The organism is Luteibacter sp. 22Crub2.1, assembly GCF_900167995.1.
GTDB lineage: Bacteria > Pseudomonadota > Gammaproteobacteria > Xanthomonadales > Rhodanobacteraceae > Luteibacter > Luteibacter mycovicinus.
On record NZ_FUYT01000024.1, the window covers coordinates 1 to 25,668 of the forward strand.

General features: G+C 66.1%; 20 protein-coding genes. 14 read left to right on the forward strand and 6 right to left on the reverse strand.

From position 1 onward, the window contains the following. Positions 1-276, forward strand: a 276-nt coding sequence (locus B5X73_RS19485; protein WP_139382855.1) for an integrase core domain-containing protein, incomplete at its 5' end; no start/stop codon positions are given. Between the two features lie 59 nt (positions 277-335). On the opposite strand, the gene B5X73_RS19490 is transcribed toward B5X73_RS19485, so the two are convergent. Beyond that, positions 336-974, reverse strand: a complete 639-nt coding sequence (locus B5X73_RS19490; protein WP_079522971.1) for a CoA transferase subunit B — start codon at positions 972-974, stop codon at positions 336-338. Positions 975-984: 10 nt separating this feature from the next. Next, a complete protein-coding gene (locus B5X73_RS19495) occupies positions 985-1,704 on the reverse strand; it encodes a CoA transferase subunit A (protein ID WP_036112547.1) in 720 nt (239 codons plus the stop codon). A gap of 216 nt (positions 1,705-1,920) precedes the next feature. Between B5X73_RS19495 and gndA the strand changes: the two genes are divergently transcribed. The 4 genes from gndA to B5X73_RS19515 all read left to right on the forward strand — a co-directional run bounded on the left by gndA (position 1,921) and on the right by B5X73_RS19515 (position 9,971). Then, positions 1,921-3,336: an NADP-dependent phosphogluconate dehydrogenase gene (gene gndA, locus B5X73_RS19500; RefSeq protein ID WP_079522972.1), complete on the forward strand. Its 1,416-nt coding sequence runs from the start codon at positions 1,921-1,923 to the stop codon at positions 3,334-3,336. 196 nt (positions 3,337-3,532) lie between these two features. Further along, entirely contained in the window at positions 3,533-5,878 is a 2,346-nt protein-coding gene (gspD, locus tag B5X73_RS19505; protein ID WP_079522973.1) for a type II secretion system secretin GspD, read from the forward strand. Positions 5,879-5,948: 70 nt separating this feature from the next. Continuing rightward, a complete protein-coding gene (gene gspD / locus B5X73_RS19510; protein WP_079522974.1) occupies positions 5,949-8,213 on the forward strand; it encodes a type II secretion system secretin GspD in 2,265 nt (754 codons plus the stop codon). Positions 8,214-8,294: 81 nt separating this feature from the next. Then, entirely contained in the window at positions 8,295-9,971 is a 1,677-nt protein-coding gene (locus tag B5X73_RS19515; protein WP_052191302.1) for a putative bifunctional diguanylate cyclase/phosphodiesterase, read from the forward strand. On the opposite strand, the gene B5X73_RS19520 is transcribed toward B5X73_RS19515, so the two are convergent. After that, positions 9,929-10,588, reverse strand: a complete 660-nt coding sequence (locus B5X73_RS19520) for a hypothetical protein (RefSeq protein WP_036112555.1) — start codon at positions 10,586-10,588, stop codon at positions 9,929-9,931. The two genes, B5X73_RS19515 and B5X73_RS19520, sit on opposite strands and share 43 nt — an antisense overlap. A 151-nt stretch (positions 10,589-10,739) precedes the next feature. Between B5X73_RS19520 and B5X73_RS19525 the strand changes: the two genes are divergently transcribed. The 5 genes from B5X73_RS19525 to B5X73_RS19545 all read left to right on the forward strand — a co-directional run bounded on the left by B5X73_RS19525 (position 10,740) and on the right by B5X73_RS19545 (position 15,374). Then, positions 10,740-12,293, forward strand: coding sequence for a protein adenylyltransferase SelO (locus B5X73_RS19525; protein ID WP_079522975.1), 1,554 nt, complete (start codon positions 10,740-10,742; stop codon positions 12,291-12,293). A gap of 51 nt (positions 12,294-12,344) precedes the next feature. Next, positions 12,345-13,409 carry a class I SAM-dependent methyltransferase gene (locus B5X73_RS19530; RefSeq protein WP_139382856.1) on the forward strand — a complete coding sequence of 355 codons (1,065 nt, stop codon included), beginning with the start codon at positions 12,345-12,347 and terminating at the stop codon, positions 13,407-13,409. Continuing rightward, positions 13,406-14,107, forward strand: coding sequence for a pseudouridine synthase (locus B5X73_RS19535; protein WP_036112560.1), 702 nt, complete (start codon positions 13,406-13,408; stop codon positions 14,105-14,107). Before B5X73_RS19530 ends, B5X73_RS19535 begins: the two co-directional genes overlap by 4 nt. A gap of 114 nt (positions 14,108-14,221) precedes the next feature. Further along, entirely contained in the window at positions 14,222-14,749 is a 528-nt protein-coding gene (gene sodC, locus B5X73_RS19540) for a superoxide dismutase family protein (protein WP_036112562.1), read from the forward strand. Between the two features lie 7 nt (positions 14,750-14,756). Then, on the forward strand, positions 14,757-15,374 hold the full coding sequence (locus tag B5X73_RS19545; RefSeq protein WP_254857343.1) for an alpha-ketoglutarate-dependent dioxygenase AlkB: 618 nt from the start codon (positions 14,757-14,759) through the stop codon (positions 15,372-15,374). A gap of 19 nt (positions 15,375-15,393) precedes the next feature. Here the strand turns inward: B5X73_RS19545 and B5X73_RS19550 are convergent, their stop codons facing one another. The 3 genes from B5X73_RS19550 to B5X73_RS19560 form a co-directional block, all read right to left on the reverse strand. Further along, positions 15,394-16,467: a GGDEF domain-containing protein gene (locus B5X73_RS19550; RefSeq protein WP_079522976.1), complete on the reverse strand. Its 1,074-nt coding sequence runs from the start codon at positions 16,465-16,467 to the stop codon at positions 15,394-15,396. Between the two features lie 254 nt (positions 16,468-16,721). After that, a complete protein-coding gene (locus tag B5X73_RS19555) occupies positions 16,722-17,699 on the reverse strand; it encodes a CorA family divalent cation transporter (RefSeq protein WP_079522977.1) in 978 nt (325 codons plus the stop codon). Between the two features lie 59 nt (positions 17,700-17,758). After that, a complete protein-coding gene (locus B5X73_RS19560; RefSeq protein ID WP_079522978.1) occupies positions 17,759-18,184 on the reverse strand; it encodes an OsmC family protein in 426 nt (141 codons plus the stop codon). A gap of 98 nt (positions 18,185-18,282) precedes the next feature. On the opposite strand from B5X73_RS19560, the gene B5X73_RS19565 reads away from it, so the two are divergent. The 4 genes from B5X73_RS19565 to B5X73_RS19580 all read left to right on the forward strand — a co-directional run bounded on the left by B5X73_RS19565 (position 18,283) and on the right by B5X73_RS19580 (position 25,624). After that, the gene (locus B5X73_RS19565) at positions 18,283-18,573 is read left to right on the forward strand and encodes a GNAT family N-acetyltransferase (RefSeq protein ID WP_254857344.1); all 291 of its coding nucleotides are present in this window, start codon (positions 18,283-18,285) and stop codon (positions 18,571-18,573) included. 86 nt (positions 18,574-18,659) lie between these two features. Continuing rightward, positions 18,660-20,714: a S9 family peptidase gene (locus tag B5X73_RS19570; protein WP_079522979.1), complete on the forward strand. Its 2,055-nt coding sequence runs from the start codon at positions 18,660-18,662 to the stop codon at positions 20,712-20,714. A gap of 262 nt (positions 20,715-20,976) precedes the next feature. After that, positions 20,977-22,524, forward strand: coding sequence for a putative bifunctional diguanylate cyclase/phosphodiesterase (locus B5X73_RS19575; protein ID WP_139382857.1), 1,548 nt, complete (start codon positions 20,977-20,979; stop codon positions 22,522-22,524). Then, positions 22,514-25,624 (forward strand): ligand-binding sensor domain-containing protein, encoded by a 3,111-nt coding sequence (locus tag B5X73_RS19580; RefSeq protein WP_079522981.1) that lies wholly within the window; start codon positions 22,514-22,516, stop codon positions 25,622-25,624. Before B5X73_RS19575 ends, B5X73_RS19580 begins: the two co-directional genes overlap by 11 nt. Positions 25,625-25,668 lie beyond the last annotated feature (44 nt).

The window sequence follows — 25,668 nt, forward strand, 5'->3', positions numbered from 1 at the left end:
GGCGCCTCGTACACCTCCGATCGCTACACCCAACATCTGGCCCGGCACGGCATCGTTCAAAGCATGAGCCGAAAGGGGAACTGCTGGGACAACGCCGTCGTCGAACGCGTCTTCCGAAGCCTTAAACAGGAGTGGTTCGGCGAGGAAACCTTCCCGACCCGAGCTTTGGCATCACAAGACGCGATCGACTATCTGGTTCGCTATTACAACCACGAGCGCCTGCACTCCGCGCTCGACTACCGCCCGCCAGCCGAGTTTGAGAGGATGGCGGCTTAACGCTCCTATGCGTGGTCCTCAAATACCCGGCCACTACAGCCCTGCGCGCGAAGCTCTTTTTATCCCACCCGCGACACGAAATCGCACTCCGTCGTCGCCCGGACCTTCGCCTCGTCCACACCCGGAGCCAGTTCGATCAACGCGAGCCCGTGCGGGGTGACATCGAACACGGCCAGGTCGGTGATGATCCGGTCGACCACGCCCTTGCCGGTCAGCGGCAGCGAGCACTCGGTGAGGATCTTCGGGGTGCCGTCCTTCGCGGTGTGCTCCATCACGACGACGACGCGCTTGACGCCGGCGACCAGGTCCATCGCGCCGCCCATGCCCTTGACCATCTTGCCGGGCACCATCCAGTTGGCGATATCGCCCTCGGCAGTGACCTGCATCGCGCCGAGGATGGAGATGTCGACGTGGCCGCCGCGAATCATCGCGAAGGAGTCGGCGCTGGAGAAGTACGACGCGCCCGGCCGGGCGGTGACGGTCTGCTTGCCGGCGTTGATCAGGTCGGCGTCGACTTCGTCTTCGGTCGGAAACGGACCGATGCCGAGCAGGCCGTTTTCCGATTGCAGCCAGACGTCCACGCCATCCGGCAGGTGGTTGGCGACCAGTGTCGGCAAGCCGATACCAAGGTTGACGTAGTCGCCGTCAGAGAGTTCCAGGGCGGCGCGCTGCGCCATCTGTTCGCGGGTCCAGGCCATGGTGTTCTCCTCAGGCGCGCACGGTGCGCTGTTCGATGCGCTTGGACGGCGCGGGGTTGTGCACGATGCGATCGACGTAGATGCCCGGCGTGTGGATCTGGTCCGGGTCGAGTTCGCCGACCTCGACCATGATCTCGACCTCGGCGATGCAGACCTTGCCGGCCGTGGCGGCCATCGGATTGAAGTTGCGCGCGGTCTTGCGATAGACGAGGTTGCCCGACGGGTCCGCTTTCCACGCCTTGACCAGGGCGACGTCGGCGACGATCGAGCGCTCCATCACGTACATGTTGCCGTCGAACTCGCGGGTCTCCTTGCCCTCGGCCACCTGGGTGCCGTAGCCGGTGCGGGTGAAGAACGCGGGGATGCCGGCGCCGCCGGCGCGAAGCTTCTCGGCCAGCGTACCCTGCGGGGTGAAGTCGACTTCCAGCTCGCCGGCCAGATACTGACGCTCGAATTCCTTGTTCTCGCCCACGTAGGACGAAACCATCTTGCGGATCTGCCGGGTCTCCAGCAGCAAGCCCAGACCCACGCCGTCGATGCCGGCGTTGTTGGAAACGGCGGTCAGGCCTTTGACGCCGGAATCGCGCAGCGCCTCGATCAGCAGTTCGGGAATACCGCAGAGGCCGAAGCCACCCACGGCGATGATCTGTCCATCGGCCACGAGGCCGGCCAGCGCCTCGGCGGCGGTGGCGACGCGTTTGTCGCGGGAAGGCGACTTCACCTGGTTCATGCGTGTCGAGTCCATCCGGTCGGGCCCGCCGCCGGTTCGCCGCCCATCATAGCCGAGGGTCGTCACGTTCCGTGGTACGCGAGGGGGCCAATCTCCCAAGGGTGCCGGGGCGGACGCCACCATCGGATCGTGCAAGAACCCGCGAGGATCGGGCGCTTTGATGGCTTACGGTGCGCCCCCAGTTTTCCTGTGAACCCGAGCCTGGAGTATTCCGACGTGAGCAAACAGAAGATCGGCGTGATCGGTATGGCCGTCATGGGCCGCAACCTCGCCTGGAACATTGAGAGCCGCGGCCACGCGGTGTCCATCTTCAATCGATCCAAAGAAAAGACGGACGACGTCATGGCCGAGAGCAAGGGTAAGCAGCTCGTGCCGACGTACAGTCTCGAAGAATTCGTCGATTCGCTCGAGAAGCCTCGACGCATCCTGCTGATGGTGCAGGCTGGCAAGGGCACCGATGCGGTGATCGAGCAGCTGCGACCCTTGCTGGACAAGGGCGACATTCTCATCGACGGCGGCAACACCTTCTACAAGGACACCGTGCGCCGCGGCGAAGAGCTGGCGAAGGACGGTCTGCACTTCATCGGCACCGGCGTCTCCGGCGGTGAGGAGGGCGCGCTGAAAGGCCCGTCGATCATGCCGGGCGGCCCGCGTGAGGCCTATGACCTGGTGTCCCCGATTCTCACCGAGATCGCCGCCAAGGCGCCGGACGGCGAACCCTGCGTGATCTACATCGGCCCGGGCGGTGCCGGGCACTACGTCAAGATGGTGCACAACGGCATCGAATACGGCGACATGCAGCTGATCGCCGAGAGCTACGCGGTACTCAAGCATGTGCTCGGCTTGTCCAACGACGAACTGGCCGATGTCTACCGTGAATGGAACGAGGGCGAGCTCGACAGCTTCCTGATCGAGATCACCTCGAAGATCTTCACCCGGAAAGACGACAAGACCGACAAGCGGCTGGTCGACGTGATTCTGGACCGCGCCGCGCAGAAGGGCACCGGCAAGTGGACCAGTCAGAGTGCGCTGGATCTCGGCGTGCCGCTGACGCTGATCACCGAGTCGGTATTCGCACGCGTGCTTTCCTCGATGAAGGAGGAGCGTGTCGCGGCGAGCAAGCAGCTGGCGGGCCCGAAGGCGGAAAAATTCAGGGGGGATCGCAAGGCGTTTATCGAATCCGTGCGCCGTGCACTGTACCTGAGCAAGATTATTTCGTACGCGCAGGGCTTCGCCCAGCTGCGCGCCGCGTCGGACGAGAACGAATGGAACCTCGACTACGGCGCCATCGCGAAGATTTTTCGCGCCGGTTGCATCATCCGTGCGCGCTTCCTGCAGAAGATCACCGACGCGTACAAGACCGACAAGGCACTGAAGAACCTCCTGCTCGATCCGTACTTCAAGGACATCGCGCAGCAGTATCAGGTGGCGCTGCGCGAGGTCGTCGGCGAAGCGGTGCGTGTCGGCGTGCCGGTGCCGGGCTTCTCGGCGGCGGTGGCCTACTACGACAGTTACAGGGCCGAAACGCTTCCGGCGAACCTCATTCAGGCTCAGCGTGACTTCTTCGGTGCTCACACCTTCGAGCGCGTGGACGAGAAAGGCAGTTTTCACGCGGAGTGGGCCGAAGGCTGAACGACCCGTTCAAGGCGGAAGCCCCCGCGCCATGGGGGTTTCCGCGCCCTGACCGAAGCTTTTGAGCGGACCGGCGTCACGGGTCTGTAGGGGAACGCTGGCGCTTTGTAGGATGCTCCCTTTAGAGTTGGCGGAATAAGTGCAGCACCAGGGGTCGGTGCTGCGCGCCGCGTCCAACGAGGGAGTACGTTGTTCCATGCTGAGAAAGCCCCTGATCGGCGCCACGGCGCTGGTGGTCGCACTTGCCGGATGCCAGTCGCTGCCGCAGCCGCGTGACGATGGATCGTTGCAGCGCGAGGCGCTGGCCGGCACCGAATTGCCCGCGCCGCGGCCCCGCATCGCTCCGTCGACCAATCCGGCCACGCCAGCGGTCGCCCAGCCGCAGATCAGCACGGGCACGGGCGAATTCGTCAAGCCGGTGGGTCTGGCCAGGCCGAAGCCGGTCGCCGAAGGTGCGGGTACGGTGACCTTCAATTTCGAGAACCAGCCGGTCGAGTCCGTGGTGAAAGCCATCCTGGGCGATCTGCTGCACGAGAACTACTCGATTACGCCGGGTGTGCAGGGCAATGTGTCCTTCTCGACCTCGCAGCCGGTCACGGCCGAGCAGGCCCTGCCGATCCTCGAAACGCTGCTGTCATGGACCAGTAACGCGCTGGTCCACAGCAACGGACGCTATGTGGTCATGCCAGCCAAGGATGCCGTTGCCGGCAACCTCGTTCCCAGCCTTGGCGCGAGTGCGCCGGCCGGTGGTCTGCAGGCGCGCCTGTTTCCGCTGCACTTCATCTCGGCGACCGAGATGCAGAAGCTCATCAAGCCGTTCGCGCGTGCCGATGCCACCTTGCTCGCCGATCCGACGCGCAACGTCATCGTCATGGCCGGTACGCCGACGGAACTGGATAACTACCAGCGCACCGTGTCGACCTTCGATGTCGACTGGCTGCGCGGCATGTCGGTGGGCGTCTTCAGTCTCCAGCGCGCGGAGGTCAAGGACCTCACGCCTATGCTGGACAAGCTGTTCGGCGACAAGGGCAATACGCCCATGGCCGGTCTGCTGCGTTTCATCCCCATCGAGCGGACCAATTCGCTGGTGGTGATCAGCCCGCAGCCGGCGTATCTCGACGAAGTACGCAGCTGGATCGATCGCATCGATCGCGGTGGTGGCAACGAGCCGCAGCTCTACGTCTATGACGTACGCAACGTGCAGGCGTCCGATCTGGCCGATTACCTTTCCGACATCTACGGCGGTGGTTCCGGCGGCGGCGGGTCCAGCGATCGCGGCGGCAAGGTGGGCCCGGGACTTTCGTCGGGCACGCTGGGGGGCGACAGCGATTCCGGTAACCGTAATGGCTCCGGTCTCGGCAGTACCACGGGTACCTTCGGCAACACCTCGTCGTCCGGTTCGAGTCTCAACAATGGCTCGAGCGGGCTGGGTGGCAACTCGTACGGCTCGGGCAGCGGTTCCAGCTTTGGTGGCGGCGGTTCGATGGGATCCAGTGGCAACGGCCTTGGCGATGACGAATCGTCGCGCCGCCAGCGCAACGGACCGATCACCACGGACGACGGCGTGCGGATCACCTCGGTGGATTCGAACAACCAGCTGATGGTGCGCGCGCGTCCGTCGCAATGGACCGAGATCGAGCAGGCGATCAAGCGCCTCGACGCCGTGCCGCTGCAGGTGCAGATCGAAACCCGCATTCTCGAAGTGGCGCTGACCGGCAACTATCAGTTCGGTGTGCAGTGGTATCTCGAGGGTCTTGTCGGAGGCACCAACGGGTCCGTCGGCCAGCCGGGCAACAAGCAGCAGTGGGCCCTCGGTAACGGCGGCAACACGTACGGTGGCGAGAGCTTCTTCTACTCCTTCGTCAACAACAATCTTTCCGTGGCTTTGAAGGCTATGGAAACGAGCGGAAACACGAAGACCTTGTCGGCGCCGTCGCTGGTGGTGCTGAACAACCAGAAGGCGCACATCCAGGTCGGCGACCAGATCCCCATCACGCAGACCTACGTCAACACCACGGCAAACACCGATAACACGATCGGCCAGGTGGAGTACAAGGACACCGGCGTGATCCTGAACGTGCGGCCGCGTGTGAATCCCGGTGGCCTCGTCTATCTCAACATCAATCAGGTCGTGAGCTCGCCGGGTCAGAAGGACGCCGCGACCGGCAATTTCCCGATTCAGCAGCGTGAAGTGGCCACGCAGGTCGCGGTGCAGAGCGGGCAGACCGTGTTGCTGGGCGGTCTGATCAAGCAGGACGAAGGTCTGACCGACACCGGTATTCCGGGGCTGAACCGCATCCCGGTGTTCGGCCGGCTGTTCGGTTCGACCACCCGCAGCCGTAACCGCACGGAGCTGATCGTCCTCATTACGCCACGCGTGATCACCAACGGCGACGAGGCCAAGCAGGTGACGGACGAGTACCAGCGGAAGTTCGAGTCACTGCAGCCCTATCGCGGGAAGGCGGCTACGACGACGGAGCCGGCGGGCGTGACACGGACGGGGAACGGGGAGCCGACGGTGACGGTGCCGTTGCATCCCTGAGGAGCGTGCCGGACCCGGGGGGGGGGCGAATCCGCTTTCCGCTGTCATCCGATGCTGCGAGACTTCAGGCATGCGTACCTATCTGCTTGTCTCGATCGTCGCCACCGTGCTTATCGCTGGCTGCTCCACGCTGCCCCAGCCCCGCGACGACGGCGCGCTGCAACGCGAAGCTCTGGCAGGCACCGAGCTCCCGGTGCCGGGTCCACGCATCCTTGCCTCGACCAACCCGACGACACCGGCGATCTCGCAGCCCCAGATCACCACCGGCACCGGCGAATTCGTCAAATCGTCAGGACTTGCGACACCGAAGCCGGTCGACCAGGGCACCGGCACGGTCACGTTCAATTTCGAGAATCAGCCGGTCGAGTCCGTGGTGAAAGCCATCCTCGGCGACCTGCTGCACGAGAACTATTCGATCACCCCCGGCGTGCAGGGCAACGTGTCCTTCTCGACCTCCCAGCCCGTTACCGCCGAACAGGCGCTGCCGATCCTCGAGACGCTGCTGTCGTGGACCGGTAACGCGCTGGTGCACAGTAACGGCCGTTACGTCGTGATGCCGGCGAAGGATGCCGTCGCCGGGAATCTCGTGCCGAGCATCGGCGCCAACGCGCCGCCCGGCGGATTGCAGGCGCGTCTGTTCCCGCTGCACTTCATCTCCGCGACGGAGATGCAGAAGCTGATCAAACCGTTCGCACGGCCCGATGCCACGCTGCTGGCCGATCCCACCCGCAACGTCATCGTGATGGCGGGCACGCCCACCGAGCTCGACAACTATCAGCGCACCGTGGCGACGTTCGACGTCGACTGGCTGCGTGGCATGTCGGTGGGCGTGTTCAGTCTGCAGCGTGCGCAGGTGAAGGAGCTGCAGCCGCAGCTCGATGCGATCTTCGGCGAGAAAGGCAACACGCCCATGGCGGGCCTGCTTCGCTTCATCCCTATCGAGCGCACCAACTCGCTGGTGGTGATCAGTCCGCAGCCCGCATACCTCGACGAAGTGCGCAGCTGGATCGATCGCATCGATCATGGCGGCGGCAACGAACCGCAGCTCTACGTGTACGACGTGCGCAACGTGCAGGCCGCCGACATGGCGGACTATCTTTCGGACATCTACGGCGGCGGCTCGAAGGGCGGCGGCTCCGGCGACCGCGGTGGCAGGGTCGGGCCGGGCCTTTCCCCGGGCACGCTCGGCGGCGGCGACAGCGATCTGGGCAATCGCGGTGGCTCGGCTCTCGGCAGCACGACGGGTTCGTTCGGTAACGGTGGCTCATCGTCGACGGGCACGAGCGGTATCGGCCCGGGTACATCGGGTACGAACGGCGGTAGCAGTGGCAGCGGGATGTCCGTGAGCGGCCTCGGCGACTCCGGCTCGTCATCGCCGGACGGCGGGGCGGGAAAGAGCCATTCCGCGACCACCACCGACGACGGCGTGCGCATCACCTCGGTCGACGCCAACAACCAGATCATGGTGCGCTGCCGTCCCGCGCAATGGGCCGAGATCGAGCAGGCGATCAAGCGTCTCGACGCCGTGCCGCTGCAAGTGCAGATCGAAACGCGCATTCTCGAGGTCGAACTCAAGGGCGAGTTCCAGTTCGGCGTGCAGTGGTATCTGGAGGGCCTGGTCGGTACCACCAACGGGTCGCCCACGCAGCCGGGCAACAAGCAGCAGTGGGCACTGGGCAACGGCGGAGCGTCATACAACTCGACCAATGACAGCTTCTTCTACTCGTTCGTCAACAACAACGTTTCCGTCGCGCTGCATGCGATGGAGCAGAACGGCAATACCAAGGTTCTGTCCGCGCCGTCGCTGGTGGTGCTGAACAACCAGAAGGCGCACATCGAGGTCGGCGACCAGATTCCGATCACGCAGACCTACGTCAACACCACGGCCAATACGGATAACACGATCGGCCAGGTCGAGTACAAGGACACCGGCGTGATCCTCAATGTGCGACCGCGCGTCAATCCCGGTGGCCTGGTCTACCTCAACGTGAACCAGGTCGTGAGTTCGCCAGGCGTGGTCGACACCACGACGGGCAACTTCCCCATCCAGCAGCGCGAGGTCGCCACCCAGGTCGCCGTGCAGAGCGGACAGACGGTCTTGCTCGGTGGCCTCATCAAGCAGAACGATGCGACCACCGATACCGGCATCCCCGGACTCAACCGAATACCCTTTTTCGGCCGATTGTTCGGCTCAACGACCCGCAGCCGCGACCGTACCGAGCTGATCGTGCTGATCACGCCGCGCGTCATCACCAACGGTGACGAGGCCAAACAGGTCACGGACGAGTACCAGCGTAAGTTCGAATCGCTGCGGCCGCTGACGAAGCGCCCCTGAAGGCGTCCTGAGGTTCCCGACACACGGGCATCACGGACGGCGTCTCATTTTTCGTCTACGTGCTCATCGGGAGGGGAATCGGTGCAATACGATCTGGCGGGCTGGTCGACCGTGCTTGAATTGATGCCCACGGCGATGTTCGTGCGCGATGCCGAACATCGCTGGGTACTGGTCAACCGCATGGGTTGCACCTATTTCGGTCTGAGCGTCGATGATGTCATCGGCCGGACCGACGATGAACTGTTTCCGCCGGAGCAGGCGGCGCGCATGGCCGCGGGGGACGAGTCGGTACTGCGCAGCCACGAGGTGGTCGAGTCGGAAGAATCGGTGACCGACCCGCACGGGAGAGTGCGCACGCTGATCACCCGCAAGACCTGCATCGATCTGGACGGTGAGCCGCATGTCCTCGCCTCGGTGACCGACATCAGCGATCTGCGTGAATCCGAAGCCTATGTGCGCTGGCTGGCCTGCCACGACGCGCTGACCGGTTTGTCCAATCGCACGGCGCTTTTCAGCCGCATCGAATCCGCCATCGCGAAAGCGGCTTCGGGTGGCGCGCGTTCGGTGTTGTTCTACCTCGACCTCGACGGGTTCAAGAAGGTCAACGACACCTGGGGCCACCTCGCCGGCGACGAGCTACTGATCCAGTTCGGCAAGCGTCTGCGTGAGGTGGTCGATGCGGCGGATACGGTCGCACGCATCGGCGGCGATGAGTTTGCCGTGCTCGTGGAGGAACGGGACGACTTCGATGCGGAGACGATGGCCGCAAGCTTCGTCAAACTGGCGGCCAGGCCCTTTGGCGTGCTGTCGACCACGGCGTTCGTCGGCACCTCGGTGGGTGTCATCACCGCCGACGCGAGCGCCGTCGCCGGCGGCGAACTGGCGCGCAAGGCGGACAGTGCGCTGTACGAAGCGAAGAAGCGGCGCAACCGGTATGTGCTTTACAACGACGAGCTCGATGCGGCACTGGCCCATCGCCGCGACGTGGAGCGGTTGCTCGACGACGCGCTGGTCACGGGCGAAGGCCTCAGCTGCCACTACCAGCCGATCGTGCGTGCGAGCGACGGCAAGATCATCGGTCTGGAAGCACTGGCGCGCTGGCGGCATCCGCGTCTGGGTGTGATACCGCCGGTGCAGTTCATTCCCGTAGCCGAGGAAACCGGGTTGATCGACCGGCTGGGCGAGTGGGTGCTGCGCACGGCGTGCGCGCGCGTAGTGGGGGTGGACGACCTCTTCGTCGCGGTAAACGTCAGCGCCGTGCAGTTGCGCGACGACGGTTTTGCCGACATGGTGCTGGGTGTGCTGAAGAGGACCGGTCTGCCACCGAGCCGTCTCGAGCTGGAAATCACGGAGACGGCCATCGTCAATGCGGATGGCATGGCGGTGCGCCTTCTCAAGCAATTGCGCCACGTCGGCGTGCGTGTCTCGCTGGACGACTTCGGCACCGGCTATTCCAGCCTGACGCTGCTGAAGGACCTCGACGTCGACAAGGTCAAGATCGACCGTTCGTTCGTGCAGATGGCGCCGACCGCGGAAGACTCGGCCGCCATCGTGCGTGCGGTGTCCAACCTCGGCGCGGCGCTCGGGTTATCCGTGGTTGCCGAGGGCGTGGAAACCGAACAGCAGCGGGCCTTCCTCTGCGAGGCGGGGTGCGACGAGCTGCAGGGTTATCTGTTTTCCCCGGGCGTGCCCGAGGATCGCATCGAACGCGTGGCTCAGTTGCTGCCTTCGACCGGCACCGCCGTATCGGGAGGGTAGGCGTCGGCCGGCATCGGCCACGTGCGCCGCAGGTCGGGCATGCCGGGCATGCTCGTCGGCTGGGGCAGCGGCAGCGGCATGCGCGTACCCATGGCGCCGCCCGTCGCGTCGCCGACGATGGCGATGACGCAGCCGCCGCTTTCCTGCGATGTCCCGAAGGACAGCCGTCCCCAGGGCATCTGCAGCACGGTGTACCGGTTGGGAAGCATGGATGGCGCCGTCGGCAGGTTCGTTTCCGACGCCGTGGCATGAAAACTTCCGGCCACCTCGGCATGGGCGAAGCAGGGACGCTGCTCGAGCTGGATCGACGTGAAGCGGACCATCGGCACGTCGCCGCCCTCGTTGAAACCACGTGCCTCGAAGGCGCTGACGCGGTAACCGTCGCGGGTCACGAAGGGCTGGCTGCGGACGATCTGCGGCGGCGCGTCGGCGGTGGCGTGCAGGCCGCCGGGCAATTTGCGCGACAGGGCGTCGACGGCGTTCGGCAGGGTGCCCATGGTCGCGTTGACGATCTCGACGAGTGTCTTGTCACTTCGCGGCACAGCCACGGGCTCGGCACCCGCGGCGGTGGCCAGGGTGACGCTGAGCAGGCTGGCCAGGGTGCGGATCGGACGCATGACATCCAGGGCGGGGTGGTCGGGGGCGCTAGTTTGCACGAGTCGGCAAGTTATTGTGGCGACCGATGGCGGAACACCGACGGGTGCCTTGTTTCGCGCCGGTCCGGCCGGATATTTCAGAGATCCCCAAACGCATGACCCCTCACCGCCGATGACAGACCTCCGCTTCGACAACGCCTTCGTCCGTGAGTTGCCGGCCGACCCCTCGTCGCTGAACGCTCCCCGGCAGGTGGAGGGCGCCGCCTATTCATGGGTGGCGCCCACACCGGTGGCGGCCCCGCGCGTGGTCGCCGTGTCGGACGAGGTGGCCGCGATGCTGGGTATCGATCCGGACGCCGCGGACGTCGCCGGGGTGTTCAGCGGCAACGCGCTACTCCCGGGCATGCAGGGCTATGCGATGGCCTATGGCGGCCATCAGTTCGGTCACTGGGCCGGCCAGCTGGGCGATGGACGCGCGATCGGGCTGGGCGAGGTCGTGACGGCCCACGACGGCCGCCAGGAGCTGCAGCTGAAGGGCGCGGGTCGTACGCCGTATTCGCGTGGCGCGGACGGTCGTGCCGTGCTTCGCTCGTCCATCCGCGAGTTCCTCTGCAGCGAAGCCATGCACCACCTGGGCGTGCCGACCACCCGGGCGCTCTCGCTGGTGGTGACCGGTGACGAGGTGCTACGCGACGTCATGTACGACGGCCATCCCGCGCTCGAGCCGGGCGCCATCGTCTGCCGGGTGGCTCCATCCTTCCTGCGTTTTGGCTCGTACGAGCTGCCGACCTCGCGCAACGACGTGGCGCTCCTGCGCCAGCTGGTCGACTTCACCATCCGCACGCATTTCCCCGCGTTTGCCGGGCTGCCCGACGCCGGGCGCTACGGCGCCTTCTTCGGCGAGGTCTGCGAGCGCACGGCGAAGCTCATGGCTCACTGGATGCGCGTGGGCTTCGTCCATGGCGTGATGAACACCGACAACCTGTCGATTCTGGGCCTGACGATCGACTACGGTCCTTACGGCTGGGTCGACAACTTCGACCCCGACTGGACACCGAACACCACCGACCGCGCCAACCGCCGCTATCGCTTCGGCCACCAGCCGCGTGTCGCGTACTGGAACCTGCAGCGCCTGGCCCAGGCCCTGGCGCCCCTGTTCGAGGGGACCGAGGCCCTTCAGGCCGGGCTGGACCGCTACGTGGAGGTCTTCGAGGCCACCGACGCCGCGTTCTCGGCCGCCAAGCTCGGTCTCGTCAGTACCCGCGAGGGTGACGATGCGCTGGTCGCCGACCTGCGTGGCCTGCTGACCGCGGGCGAAATGGACATGACGATCTTCTTCCGCGACCTCGCGGCGCTCGACCCCGATGAGCCCGCCGTCGGCACGGCAGGCGCCGCGTTCTATACCGAGGCGGGCCGCGTGGCGGTCAGCGACGCGCTGGCAACCTGGCTGACGCGCTATGCGGCACGCGTGAAGGACGACGAGGCCACGCCGGGTGAGCGCCTGGCGCTCATGCACGCGAGCAATCCGCGCTACGTGCTGCGCAATTATCTCGCCCAGCAGGCCATCGACCGGGCGGAGCAGGGCGACTACGACGGTGTCCACGAATTGCTCGACGCACTGCGTCGTCCTTACGACGAACAGCCCGGTCGCGACCACCTCGCCGGCCGCCGTCCGGACTGGGCACGCGACCGCGTGGGCTGCTCGATGCTCTCTTGCAGCAGCTGAGCGGGGCCCGCTCGCGCTAGAATCGGCGGCCATCCCGTCGCACCGAGGTCCATGGCGTTGTCCGCCGGAACCGCATCCGAAGCCGCACTCGACGCCCTGTTCGTCCCGTTCATCACGGGTGAACTGGCGTGGCCGGCCGATGGGCGCGTCCTGTTCCTGCGTGCGCGCGACGGCTTCGTCCTCCGCGAGCGGCGCCGTCCCGGCTGGGTGATGCAGCAATCGTTCAAGCCTGCGGCCGATGCGCTGGCGCGCTCCGGCTTCGAGGTCGTCTCCGACCCGCCGGAGGGCGCGTTCCGTGTCGTGATGATCCTGCCGACTCGTCAGCGCGAAGAGAGCCGGGCCCTGTTCGCACAGGCCATGTGTCGCGTGGGACGCGACGGCATCGTCGTGGCCAGTGTGCCGAACAGCGAAGGCGCCAGAACCGCCGAGGCCGATCTCGCCGCGTTGGCCGGCGGTGTCAGTCAGCTGTCGAAGCACAAATGCCGGGTGTTCTGGACGCAGGCGGGTGCCGGGCCCGACGTCGCGTTGATGGAGCAATGGCTCGCCTTCGATGCGCCACAAACGATCGAAGACGGTCGCTTCATGAGCCGCCGCGGTCTGTTCGCCTGGGATCGGATCGACACGGCGTCCGCGCTGCTCGCCGAGGTGCTGCCGGATGACCTGCATGGTCGCCTGGCCGACCTTGGTGCGGGCTTCGGCTATCTCGCCTGCGCGGCGATCGCGCGTTGCCCGGGCATCGTCGCCGCCGATCTCTACGAAGCGGAAGGTCGCGCCATCGCCCCCGCCACGGCCAACCTCGCCGAAGCGGTCGCCCACGCGAATCGCCGCATCGCCACGTCGGTGCGGTGGGCCGATGTGACCCACGGCATCGATACCGGGTACGACACCATTCTTTCCAACCCGCCGTTCCATCAGGGACGCGCGGACCAGCCGGAACTCGGCCGCGCCTTCATCGCCACCGCCGCCAGAGCGCTGGCGCCGGCCGGCCGGTTCTGGATGGTCGCCAATCGCCACCTCGCTTACGAGGCGGCACTCGACGCGGCATTCGCCCGCGTCCGCACGGTCGTCGAACGCGACGGCTTCAAGGTCATCGAAGCACAGGAGCCCCGTCGATGAAGCTCGTCCGCCTGTTGGCGAATCTAGGCTATGGCAGCCGCAAGCAAGTCGCATCCATGTTCCGCGAAGGTCTGGTCACCGATCCCGCGGGCGAGGTGCTTTACGCCGACGACAAGGTTGAACACGCCGACGTGCGCTTCGACGGCGAACCGCTGGACCCGCCGCAGGGCCTGCTGCTGATGCTCAACAAACCCAGCGGCTACACCTGCTCGCGCAAGGACGTCGGCCGCCTGGTCTACGACCTGCTGCCACCCCGCTTCGCGTTGCGCAATCCGGTACTGTCGACGGTCGGCCGCCTCGATCGGGAGACGTCGGGCCTGCTGCTGTTCACCGATGACGGTCCGCTGCTGCACCGGATCATTTCGCCGAAGGCCTCGCTGGCCAAGGTGTACGAAGCGACGCTGGCCGAGGATCTGCGTGGCGACGAGGGCGATACGTTCGCCGCCGGCACGTTGATGCTGGACGGCGAAACCGAACCGCTGCTTCCGGCGACGCTGGAGGTGCTGGGGCCGCGTCATGTGCGTCTGACGCTGACGGAAGGCCGTTATCACCAGGTGCGGCGGATGTTCGCGGCGGTGGGCAATCACGTGGTGACGCTCGAGCGTACGACGCTGGGTGGGTTGTCGTTGGACGGGCTGCCTTCCGGTGAGTGGCGTGCGCTGGATGAGGCGGATAAGGCACGCATGTTTGGCAGGTAGGGACAGCTGCTTCGCGGCGTCCGCAGCGGGAAGCCTGTCGCCTGTGGGTTATGGACGTGCCGTCTACGCCGGGTGCAGTATCCCGGGGTTACCTCGATTCCACAGGAGTGCATGATGAGAAAGATCGCAATCGTGGCCGCTGGCCTGTTCGTCTGTGCCGCCGCTCAGGCTGCCGAGAAGAGTGTGGTGGTACCGCTGACCGCCGTGACCGCCGATGGCGCGGGCGCGTCCGTCGGCAAGGTGACCGTGACCGAAAGCGCCGGCGGTCTCGTGTTCACGCCGGACCTCAAGGGCCTGCCGCCGGGTACGCATGGATTCCATCTGCACGAGAAGGCCAGCTGCGACCCGGGCGAGAAGGACGGCAAGAAGGGCGCCGCGCTCGCTGCCGGTGGTCACTTCGACCCGGCGAAGACCGGCAAGCACGAAGGTCCGGATGCCATGGGCCATGAGGGCGACCTGCCGCGCATCGAGATTGCCGCCGATGGTACCGACACCACGCCGGTAACCGCGCCGCACCTCAAGACGCTGGCGACGCTGAAGGGCCATGCGCTGATGATCCACGCCGGTGGCGACAACTACGCCGACCAGCCGGAACCGCTGGGCGGCGGCGGTGCGCGCATCGCGTGCGGCGTCATCAAGTAAGGGCGACGTGACCCAGGGCTCGCTGTTCGCTGCCGGACCGCTCGTGATCGTCGACGATGAGCACGGGCGGTTCGCGTACGAGCCGGGCCTTATCGCGTCCCCGATGGCGGCGCGATGGTTCGACACGCTGATGTCGACGATCCCATGGCAGGCGCAGCGGCGTGAGATGTACGGGCGCGAAGTGGACGTACCGCGGCTGGTGCAGCATTACGTGCTGGACGATCCGTCCTTGCCGTCGCCCCTGGCCGAGGCTGCTCGCGAAGCGATCGCCGTCACCGGGGTGCGGTTCACCTCCGTGGGCCTCAACCTTTATCGCGACGGTCGCGACAGCGTGGCGCCGCATAACGACCATATCGACGAGATCGCGGAAGGCGAGCCGATCGCGCTGCTGTCGTTAGGTGCGACGCGGCGGATGACGTTGCGTGAGCGCGAAGGGGCGAAGCGCAGCTTCGACCTGGATCTGGAGGCGGGCAGTCTGCTGACGATGAGCCATGCCACGCAGTTCCATTACGACCACGGGATACCGAAGTCGCGCGGCGAGGTCGGGCCGAGGATCAGCCTGGCCCTCCGGGTGCGCCCACGCGGCGGGTCCGCGGGGCGGCGTTATCCGGGAAAGCGCGCCTAGCTGGCGGGTCGTAACGTCGTCAGAAGAGGTCGATGCTGCCGAGGGCGACCGGCGCGGCGAGCTCGCCACGCTGGGTCAGGTCTTCGTACCCATGGACGCTGTTACGACCGTTTTCCTTGGCGAAATACAGCGCCTTGTCCGCGCGATCGAGCACGATCTCGGGATAGTCGTTCTCGGTGATCCGCGCGTAGCCGATGCTGACGGTGACGTGGCCGACCTGCGGAAACGTGTGATCGGCGATGAACTGCCGGAAGCGATCGAGCGCGTGTTGCGCCACGTATTCGTTTTCCGCGGCGATCAGCATGACGAACTCTTCCCCGCCGAAGCGGAAGAGCACGTCGCTCTGGCGGAAGCTGGCGCGCATCTGCTGGGCCAGCATCAGGATGACCTCGTCGCCGTAGACGTGACCGTAGGTGTCGTTGATCCGCTTGAAGTGGTCGATGTCGAGGATGGCGAGGTAGATCTTGCTGTCGTCGTCGCGCACGCCGCCCCGGCGTTCGTCGTCACCGCCCACGGCGGCACGCGCACGCTGGCGGCTGAGCTTGAGCAGGCGGCGCAGGCGCTGTTCGAAGCTGCGGCGGTTGTACAGGCCGGTGAGCTTGTCGCGTTCGCTCTCGTTGAGCAGGGCGATGTAGTTGCCGTAGATGCGCGCGAAGCCTTCGACCATCACACGGACGGCGTCAAGCGAGTCGTCGGCCTCGAGCATCAGGGCGCCGATCGCGGACCCGTCGCGCTGGATGGGAATGACAAGGCGGCAGTCGCCGTTGTCGGTGACGTCGCTGACCGCTTCCAGGGTTTCCATCGCGCAGACGATGGTGTCGACCGGGTCGCCCTCGCGCGGTGGTTCGAGCGCGTTGACGACGAAGCCGCCTTCGCGCTTGCGGCCGCAGACCACCATCGATTCGATGGGCTGTTGGAGACTCTCGCCACGCTTGCACAGGGTGACGCTGTTGACCGGCATGAGCTCGGCCAGCGAAAGGACCAGGCTGTGGTCCAGGGCGTCGATATCGCGGTGGTGGGTGAACTCGGCCACCGACGCCAGCAGTCGCGTCTCGGGAAGGCCGCCCGTCATGGCATGCCACGGCGTCTTCATGGGCGGCCCCAGGACAGGGCATGGCGAACGCGATAGTGACTACTGACTGGCACCGAACACTTCCTCCCCCGAGTGGAGCGCGCCGGATGGCAGCCCCGTGTCGTTTCGACCGGCTTCTACCGGGCGACCCTCAAGGGTGCTAACGGCAGTGCAGCCGCGAACTTTAGGGAAAAGACGGCCCAATGTAAAAAAATGCGACGTGCGTCAGGTTTACGGGTCTTCACGTGCGTGAATGACTGCGCTAGAGACGCCGCTCAGTCACCTTCCAGCCAGCCCCGCCATTTGAAGAACAGCACGGGCAGCAGAATGCTCAGCAGGATGGCGCCGATCGCCATCGGATAGCCGAAGGTCCAGTCCAGCTCGGGCATGTGCTTGAAGTTCATGCCCCAGACGCCGGCCAGGATCACCGGGGGAATGGTCGCCACGGAGGTCACGGTCAGCACCTTCATCACGTGGTTCTGGTCCGTGCTGATGAAGCCCAGGCTTGCATCCAGCAGGAACTGGAGCTTGTTGGTCAGCTGATCGTCGAACTCGTCCAGGGTGCGGAGGTCGTGGTCGACCACGCGCAGACGGACCTCGACCTGATCGGACATCCACTCGGGCTGCTTGGCCCGCACGAACGAGACGATGCGCTGCACGCCCAGCATGGACGAGCGGTTGCGTGCCTGCTCGCCCTCGAGGCGGCCGACCTCGAGCATGCAGTCGCGCAGGGCGGGCGTGCCCAGACGCTCGGTGGTGAACACACGATCGGACAGCTGTTTCAGATCGGCGGACACGTCCTCCATGCGCCTGGCCGCGAGGTTGACGATCGCCTCGATCAGCGTCGCCAGCACGTCGGCGCTGGAATCCCAGTGCTGCTCATCGCAGCTCTGCGCCGCCAGGTCGAAGGCGGGCGAGGTCTGGAAGCGAAGCGTCATCAGGACATGCCCGGTGACCACGATGCCGACGGGGGAAGGGCGATGGCCGGTACCGTTGGGGGCGTCGGGATCGACATCCGCGAAATACGGGATCGACAGGTACATCGCGTCGTCGTCCGTGCGGATGCGGCTGGACAGGGCGAGGTTGTCCACGTCGGCCCGCTCCGGAATGCGTAGGCCGGAGATGTCGGCCGCGCATTTTTTCTCGTCTTCGCTGGGATCGAACAGATCGACCCAGATGGGCGCTTTCGGCCTGCCCATGTCGGCCGTCCAGCGGATGGGCTGGCGCTGGCCGTGTTCGTGAATGATCAGCACGCTGGGTTCGATCCTGTCGGCCAGGGAAGCCGCCGGCCGGGGCCGGCGGCCGGAGCAGTTTACGCTTCGAGGGTGGCGTCCATGCTGATCGCGGCATTCAGCACCTTGGAGACCGGGCAGCCTTCCTTCGCCTGCCTGGCGATGGCTTCGAACCCGGCCTGGTCCGTGCCGGGGATCTTCGCCTTCACGGTGAGATGCACCTTGGTGATGGAGAAACCGTCGCCGTCCTTGTCGAGGGTGACGTCGGCCTTCGTCTCGATCCTGTCGGGGGTGAGGCCGGCGTTGCCGAGCATGAGCGACAGCGCCATCGAGAAACAGCCAGCGTGCGCGGCGCCGATCAGTTCCTCGGGATTGGTGCCCGGGCCGTCTTCGAAGCGCGACTTGAAGCCGTAGGGGGCTTCCTTCAGTACGCCGGTCTGGGTCGAGATCGTGCCCTGGCCATCCTTGATGCCGCCTTTCCAGACCGCTGAGCCTGACTTCTGCATGGAGATTCTCCTTCGGTGGGGGGATGATCGGCTGACCTTAACGGCCCGCCCATCCAGAGAATGCGAAGGTGCGGCTGTCCTTTTGATGGAGATGACCGATGAGCGACAACGCGAAACCGCTGGAAATGACGCATGACGCCGAAAACCAGGTGTTCACGACCGTGGTGGACGGTCACACCTGCGAGGTGGAGTACCGCCTCGCCGGTAACGTGATGACGATCACGCACACCGGCGTGCCATCGCCCGTGGGCGGGCGGGGCATTGCCTCCCTCCTGACGAAGTTCGCCGTACAGGTCGCCGAGGCCAGGGGATGGAAGGTGCAGCCCGCTTGCTCCTACGCGGCGACCTGGTTCAAGCGCAATCCGGAGTTTTCTCACTTGCTGGCCTGACGAAATCCGAGTCGGCAATGGGGTGCTCGCGAGAGTAATGAGTGTCGTGATAGTTTTCACACCTCAATCACACATCAGGTCACCCCATGCGTACGAAGTGGATCGCCGCGGCCGTCGCGCTCGCCTTCACCCAGGCCAGCCTCGCCGACACCCCGACGAAATCCGCCGATGATCCGCGTATCGCGGCCATCCTCTCGTCGCTGGCCAAGGTCCGCACGATCGAGTCCGTCGCGCTTTCGCCCGATGGCAGGCAGCTGGCCTGGGCGGTGAAGACCGATGGCAAGCCGGTGATCGAGATCGCCGACGCGCAGGGCCAGCATGCCCACCGCATCACCGCGAGCAAGGGGTGCAGCGAGACCTCGGTCGCCTGGGCCGCCGACTCCCGCCACCTCGCCTTCCTGTCCGATTGCGCGGGCAGCGCCCCGGGCGTGGAGGAGGGCAAGCAGAACGACATCTACACCGTCGACACCGGTACCCGCGCCGCGCCCGTGCGGCTGACCCACCTCACCGGCTACGTCAGCGGCCTCGAATGGCGCGCTGACGGTAAGCAGCTCGGCTTCCTCTACGTCCCGAACGCGACCCGCCGCGCGAGCGCCACCGCGGCGGCCAAGCCGCAGCTGGGCGAGGTCGGCGTCGAGGGCATCGAAGTGCAGCAGGTGGCCAGCGTCGACGCGGCGGGCGGCGACGTCCACGTCCTCACGCCCGCTGGCCTGCACGTCTACGAGTTCAGCTTCTCGGCCGACGGCGCGCGCATCGCCTATGTCGCCGCCGAGCCGCCGGGAGACAACAACTGGTGGGTGGCCAAACTCTACGTCCAGCCGTCGACCGAAGGCGGCAAGGGTGACGTCGTCGTCGACACCGCGACGCTCAGCGGTCCGCTCAAGGGGCTGCAGGTGGCCGTGCCGCGCTTCTCGCCGGACGGCTCGCGCATCGCCTTCATCGGCGGCCTCATGAGCGATCAGGGCTCGACCGGTGGTGACATCTGGACCGTTCCCGCCGCCGGTGGCGCCGCACCTGTGGACGTCACCCCGGACATCCACACCACCCCGGCCTGGTTCACCTGGACGGCGAACGACTCCCTTCTGGTGGGCGAGCACACGGGCGGGTCCAGCCGCGTATCCCGTTACGCGCTGCCGGCTGAGGGCGTCGCCACGGCGACTCGTCTGTTCGATCTGCCGATGACGATCGGAGACGGTCGCCTCTCGATGTCCTTGTCGCTGGATGCGAAGGCCAGCAAGGCCGCGTTCGTGAGCAGTTCGTTCGACAAGGCCTACGAGGTACACGTCGCCACGCTCGCCGCCTCGCACGCGCCGGTGGCGGTGACCTCATTCAACGCCGCGCTCAAGCCGTCGTGGGGCAAGGCCGAATCGATCTCGTGGACCTTCGAAGGCCACGAGGTGCAGGGCTGGCTGCTGTATCCGGCGCACTACAACCCGAAAAAGCACTACGGGATGATCGTCTCGGTACACGGCGGTCCTGCCGCGGCGGTCACGCCGCGCTGGCCCGGTGTCGGCTACGGCGGTGCGCCGCTTTCCGCGCTGGGCTATTTCGTGTTCATGCCCAACCCACGTGGCAGCTACGGGCAGGGCGCGGCCTTCGTCCAGGCCAACCGGAAGGACTTCGGCTACGGCGACATGCGCGACATTCTCGCGGGCGTCGATACGATCGAGAAGAATCACCCGGTCGACGACAAGCGCCTCGGCCTCACCGGCTGGAGCTACGGCGGCTTCATGACGATGTTCGGGGTGACCCAGACTAACCGTTTCCGGGCCGCGGTCGCGGGTGCGGGAATCTCCAACTGGCAGAGCTATTACGGCCAGAACCTCATCGATCAGTGGATGACGCCGTACTTCGGTGCGTCGGTGTATGACGATCCGGCTGTCTATGCGAAGAGTTCGGCCATCAATTTCATAAAACAGGTGAAGACGCCGACGCTGATCGTGGTCGGCGAGCGTGACGCCGAGACGCCCGCCCCGCAGTCGTTCGAGTTCTGGCATGCGCTGCGCGCCCAGAACGTGCCGACGTCGCTGGTGGTCTACCCGGGCGAGGGTCACGGCTTTGCGCGCGATGAGAACCGCCGTGACGTGCTGGCCCGCGCCCTGGCCTGGTTCGATCGCTATCTGCCGGCCAGTGGGAACTGAGCCGGCTTCCGGACAAGTACGCAGGTAGTGCACATTTTCGGAAAGGCAGGTCGTCAGGCGGATTGCGTTTTTTCGCCGGTCTATCATCATCCGATCGGTGATGGCGTTCTTTTTCTCACGCAGGGCTAAAGTCGGGGGCGGTGGTGGCCGTTAGACCTAGGGAGATGTCGTTTCGCGCCTGGCGTGTTTCCAGGCTCCCGGGCGCGGTCGTTCCGTTTTTAAAGCAAGACGTGCCCCGGATGCCGGGCCGGAGCGTGGTGTGTTGAACCATCGTAGCGTCGAGAGTGGCCTGCACCTGGCCGCATCGAAGTGTGCCCGCTGGACCCTTCCGGGGTCGGGCGACGGTACGCGCTGTGCCAATTTCGGCACCGTTGGCGCTGGACCGGGCTGGGTGGTCAGTCTGATCGTCGTCGTCGCGGTGGCCACTGCCGCCATCGTCTGGCTGGTGGGGCAGCGCCGCCAGTTGCGCAGCCGCATGCGCGATCCACGCGAGCAGGCGCGCCGGGTGCTGGCCTTCCACGCGTATCACGACACGCTGACCGGGCTGCCGAACCGCGCCTTCCTGCTGCAGACGCTGGAGCAGGCCCTGGCCGACTCCTCCGACGATTCGCTCGCGGTCATGTTCATCGACCTGGACGGCTTCAAGTCAATCAACGACACGCTGGGCCACGAGGCGGGCGATGCCTTCCTTCAGGCGGTCGCCACCAGCCTGCGCAGCAGTGTGCGTGAGCGCGACACGGTGGCGCGCTTCGGTGGCGACGAATTCGTCGTGGTGGTGCAGGCCTATGGCGGGATGGAAAACCTCGTTCGCGTCTGCCGCAAGGTGCTGGATCTCGTATCGCAACCGGTCAGCGTGGCTGGCCAGTTCGTTGCGGTAAGCCCCAGTATCGGCGTCGCGGTATCGCCCAAGGACGGTACGGTGGCCGACATGCTGATCCGCAACGCCGACGCGGCGATGTACGCGGTGAAGGAAACCGGCAAGGCCGACTTCCGTTTTTACGAGGAGGGCATGCTCGAGCAGGCCCGCGAGCGTGTCGCGCTCACCGTCGAACTGCGCGAAGCCCTGCAGCAGGGCAATCTGGGCGTCGAATACCAGCCCAAGCGCCACCTGCGCGACGGCACGCTCGCCGGCGTCGAAGCGCTGGCCCGGTGGAACCATCCCACGCGCGGCCAGGTGCCTCCGGCCGTCTTCGTCGCGGTGGCCGAGCGCTCCGGTCTGATCCACGCGCTGGGCGAATACGTGCTGCGCGCGGTGCTCACCCAGGTCAAGGCCTGGGATGCCGCCGGCATCGCGGTCGACTACGTGGCGATCAACCTTTCCATGCACGAGCTGACCCGCCCGGCCTTCGTCGAGACGCTGCACCGCGTGGTGCGCTCGTATGGCGTGGACCCGATGCGTATCCGTTTCGAGCTCACCGAATCCACGGCGATGCGCCAGCCGGAAGAGACCATGCGTCAGCTGGTCAAGCTGCGCTCGCACGGGTTCGATCTGCTGATCGACGATTTCGGCGCGGGTTACTGGAACCTCGGTCACCTTCGGGAACTCCCGGTGGGCACGATCAAGATCGACCAGTCGTTCGTGCGTGGCAGTTCGCTCAATCTGGCGGATCGCGAAATCACCGAAGCGATCGTCGGCCTCGCCAAGAAGCTCAACATGCAGACGATCGCCGAAGGCGTCGAAACCGAAGCGCAGGCCGACTGGCTGCGGGATCTCGGCTGCGACATCGGCCAGGGCTATTTCTTCGCCCGGCCGATGACCGCGGATGCCTTCAGTCGTTACCTCGACCCGACGATGGCCTATGCTGGCTGACCGCGCACCGCGGCCCGTTCGCTCACCGCGCCTCCGAGCACATCTGATTGCCCTCGCGGCCCTGCTGTGCTTTGTCGTCGCTTCGGTGGTCTCCGCGCAGGTCGGTCCGACGGGAAACACGTCGACGGTGGGCGTGGACCCGTGGGCGGTCTACGAGACCTCGTGGTTCGACACGCTGGGCGTGGCGGATGGCTTGCCCCATTCGACCACCACCGCCATCGTGCAGGACAAGCGCGGGCTGATATGGATCGGCACGTTCGGCGGCCTGGTCCGCTACGACGGCTACCGCACGCAGGTATTCGGGCAGGAGCCCGATTCCTACGCGGGCGCCGTGCTGCCCGACGCCTACGTGCGCGCCCTGATGCCGCTGGACGACGGCGGGCTGCTGATCGGCACCAACACGGGCGGCCTCGTCCGTTTCGATCCGAAGACGATGCGCTTCCACGTCTATCCGGTGGGTCCCGGCGGGACATCGCACGCGAAGATTTTCTCGATCGCCGCGTCCCGCGAGCCCAACGTGTACTGGATCGCGACGGAAGGCGGCATCGATCGCATCGACGTGACCAGCGGCCACATCGAGCGCGTCTCGGGGCTGCCGGGCGACGAAAAGGAGATGCTGCCGCGCACCTTCGTGGTGGCGGAGGATGCGGTCGGCAATCTGTGGGCCGGGGCGGATAACGGCCTGTTCGTGCGTCGTCGCGGCGGTCATTTCGAGCGCGTCGTCTCGTCGGACCCGGCGATCGACGAGATCCTGCACGATCAGGTCTGGGCCTTGCTGCCCGACAGCAAGCGGCAGCTATGGGTAGGCACCGGGCAGTCCGGGGCGATCTACATCGACACCGCCGGGAAAGGTCATGCGGTGCCGGGACTGTCGGGCAAGAACAGCCTCGCCCACCGGCGCACCGTACGCGCGTTCCACGAGACGCCGCAGGGTGTGCTCTGGGCCGCGACGGACGGGGCGGGGGTCGTGACCTTCGACATGAACACCGGTCGCCTGCGTCCGCTCAGTCATGACGCGGCGATGCCCTCGTCGCTGCCGGGCGACATCACCCGCGACATTTATCAGGACACCGCGGGCAACATCTGGGTCGCGACCGAACTCGGCGCGGCGCGCTACGACCCGAACGGTCGCAAGGTGTTTTCCGTGCTGCCGTCTCCGCTGGAGACCCACACGCTGTCCAACGCCAACGTCCACTCCGTATTCGTCGATCCGCGCGGAAGGGTCTGGCTCGGCCTCGGCATGGGCCGCATCGATCTGCTCGACCTGGGCAAGGGCAGCATGCGTCACCTGCAACTCGGTGGCGAGCAGGCCGAGCGCGACGTGCAGGCCTTCGTCGTGGCGCCCGACGGGTCGATCTGGGCGGGCGCGCAGGGCATTTCGCGGATCGATCCTGAGACCTTCGAGCTGAAGAGCTCGGTGATCCCGAGCCTGGACGGCAAGCTGATCCTGTCGATGCAGCGCGATGGCGACGATATCCTCATCGGCTGCTATGACGGCCTGTTCCGCTACGACACGGCGACCGGCGCGCTGGTGCAGATGCGCCACGACGCGTCCGATCCGAAGAGTCTGGTCGGCGACCAGGTGCGTTACATCACGCGCATGCCCGGGGCCTGGTGGTTCTCCACCATCAGCGGCATCAGCATCGCGTACGACGGCAAGCCCGGCTTCGTGAACCTGCATCACGACCCGGCCGACCCTACCAGCCTGCCGCACGACTACACCGGCTCGCTGGCGTTCGATTCGCACCACCGCCTGTGGATCGGGACGTTCGGCGGTATCGCCTACCTCGACGACTTCAAGCCGGAAGGACCGTTCCGCTTCGGCGTGATCGGTGCGCGCGAGGGTCTGGTCAATACCAAGATCAACGCGTTGCTGGTCGACCACGACGATCGCATCTGGGCCTCGATGGCCAACGGCGTGGCGATGGTCGATGCGAACAGCCGCCGCGTCTCCGACCTGGGTATCCGCGACGGCCTGCGCATTCCGAGCTACATTCATCGCTCCGCCGCCGAGGCGCCGGGCGGCGAACTGATGTTCGGCGGTCTGGGCGGCCTGACCGTGGTCCGTCCGTACTGGGTTGCCCCCCACGTGCCGCCGCCGCGTCTCGCCATCACGCATGTGTCGACCAACGACAAACCGCTGCCGCTCGCCGACCTGCCTGACGATGGCGGTCGCATCACGCTCGATGGCGATGGCCGCCGGCTACGTGTGGACTTCGCGCTGCTGGACTTCCGGGCGCCGTCGGAAACCCATTACGCCTACCGCATGGACGACGCGGATGGTGGCTGGAACGAGGTGGCCCGTGGCCTCCCGCCCAGTGCGATTTATACCAACCTCGCCAGCGGCACCTATACCCTGCGACTGCGCGCGACGATGCGCGGTCTGGATGCACGTACCGTGGAGTCGTCGGTTCGCGTGACCGTGGTGCCGCGCTGGTATGAAAGTCCCTGGACGCTGCTCGCCGGCGTCGCGCTCGGCGTCGTCGCGTTCTTCGGGCTCGTCTATCTGCGCACGCTGTACCTGCGCCGTCGTGCGGAGCTGCTGCAGGTTCAGGTCGACGCGCGCACACGGGACCTGAAGGCGGCCAACGAGCGACTGGATCACCTCGCCGGCACCGATGAACTGACCGGCTCGCTCAACCGTCGCCGCTTCCTCGAGCAGGCCGAGCGCGTACGCCAGGGGGCGTCCACCGACGGCATTCCGTTCAGCGTGGTCCTGCTGGATATCGACGACTTCAAGTCGGTCAACGATACGTTCGGCCATCTGGCCGGCGACACCGTGATCCGCGAGACCATGCGCGTGATCTCGTCGATGTGCCGCGCGGACGATCTCGCGGGCCGCTTCGGCGGTGAGGAGTTCATCCTCTGCCTGCCGGGCGCGCTGGCCGAGCATGCGCTGGATATCACCGAGCGCGTGCGTCATGCGCTCGGCGCGATGACGATCGTGCACGGGGACTACCGGATCCGCATCACGGTGAGTGCGGGCGTCGCCATGTGGCGGTCGCCCGAGTCGCTCAATTCGCTGCTGGGACGCGCGGACGAGGCGCTGTACGAGGCCAAGAACGACGGCCGCAACCGGAGCCGCATCGCGGGGCTGTAGAAGCGCGCAAGGCCTCTGTAGAAGCGCGCCCCGCGCGCGACACC